Annotated in this window: 1 protein-coding gene; it reads right to left on the bottom strand. The window is 49.5% G+C overall.

The annotated features are described in order from the left end of the window. Positions 1 to 133: 133 nt before the first annotated feature. A complete protein-coding gene (locus KDK18_RS03970) occupies positions 134 to 1,243 on the bottom strand; it encodes a polysaccharide deacetylase family protein (RefSeq protein ID WP_257253368.1) in 1,110 nt (369 codons plus the stop codon). Positions 1,244 to 1,443: the final 200 nt, after the last annotated feature.

The following is a 1,443-nucleotide window of genomic DNA, read 5'->3' as shown; positions in this document are numbered from 1 at the left end:
GCTATGTCCAGGAGAATCACTTTAATATTCGTTTAATCCTGTTTCAGCCATTCAGTTATATCTGAGTGGCTGAATCGGATTAAGCATTTGAAACACTCTCTGTCGGAAGACAGCAAGTCCTGATTACGTGACTCTAATCAATAGCTTTTCCATCTTCCGTAAAGCGAAGCCATTGGTGATAAAACCAGTAATAATGACGTCCATCCATCGAGGGGGCCGTGCAATTGTAGCGACTGCGACCGACCGGCAGGGGCGATTTGGCCTGAGTTGTGAATCGGGTTTTCTCTTTATCCAGCCATTTCAGCTCTGCTCTGCCCTGACCGGAGACATAACAGTTGAGTTGCTGTTTCTGATAGTTGCCGTCTGCCAAAGTTAGGGTTAGAGAGGGCGTCAGGTTCTTTGGGTCAATGATAGCGGTATCGGGCTCCTGTTGCGTCACTGGCAGGGGTCTGCTGTTTACTTTGGTTCTGAAACCACTCATATCGGAATAACTCCCGGACATAGGGAATCTGGGCAGGCGGGTAAAGTCTGACAGTGGGCCAATAGCGCCAGACTGCTGACCAAACCCAATGTAGCCCATCTCCTTGATCATCTTTCTCAGTTCTGGGGCTGTCTCGCCGAAAGGCCAGGCCAGCATTTTGACATCCTGACCGGTTTCGTTCCTGATGCGTTGTTCGGTGTCGGTGATCTCCTTTCCGGAGCGTTCCAGCCAGGCCTGATCGGATTCGCCGGGTAGCTTTTCCGGCATATGAGGGTGGCTGGTGGTATGGTTGGCGATGGTAGCGCCTGAGCGGCTCATCTCCTGAATCTGCTTCCAGGTCAGGAAGTTGCCAAAGCCACGATCCACTGGCTGAGTGCTGACAAAAATTGTAAACGGCCAACCCTTATCTCTCAGCATTGGGAAGGCATTTTCATAGATGTTTTTGTAAGCATCATCAAAAGTGATCACTACCGTTTTATCGGGCACTGACCGGCCACTTTGAATGGCTTTGATGATGGTCTCTATGGGCGCTACATTGAAGTCATTTTTATCCAGATAATCCAGATGTTGCCTGAACATCTCTGGTGTAATGCTGGTGACAGCAGGGGTCTTATCGCTGACATGGTGATATTGCAGGAACACTGCGCTATCTGCCGCCATCGCCACAGAAGGTATGAATGCCGCAGCGGCCAGTAATCCTTTCAAAGGCCGGGAGGCAAGCTGGCTGATTTGCTGAATGCGGGAAGCTATGCGGGGGTTCATGGAGCCTCTGTTGCTAAAGTAAGGTGAGTCATAGGAGACGCTTGTGATGAGTTTCAAGCTTCGAAACTAAGACATTTACGGTATGTTTGGCAAGCAATGCAAGTTGAATTAAAAAGATTAGGTTCAATGGGAGAGCATGTTGAAGGGGAGGAATGGTAAAACGCACCTGGCGCCGCAGATCTTCAACCATACCCTGTTTC

This window comes from Endozoicomonas sp. SESOKO3, from assembly GCF_024606255.1.
The sequence above is the reverse complement of the archived record's forward strand: the minus strand, read 5'-3'. Positions and strand labels throughout refer to the sequence as shown.

Excerpts from the sequence above, each read along its gene's own strand:
- KDK18_RS03970 (WP_257253368.1), bottom strand. The coding sequence starts at position 1,243 with ATGAACCCCCGCATAGCTTCCCGCATTCAGCAAATCAGCCAGCTTGCC.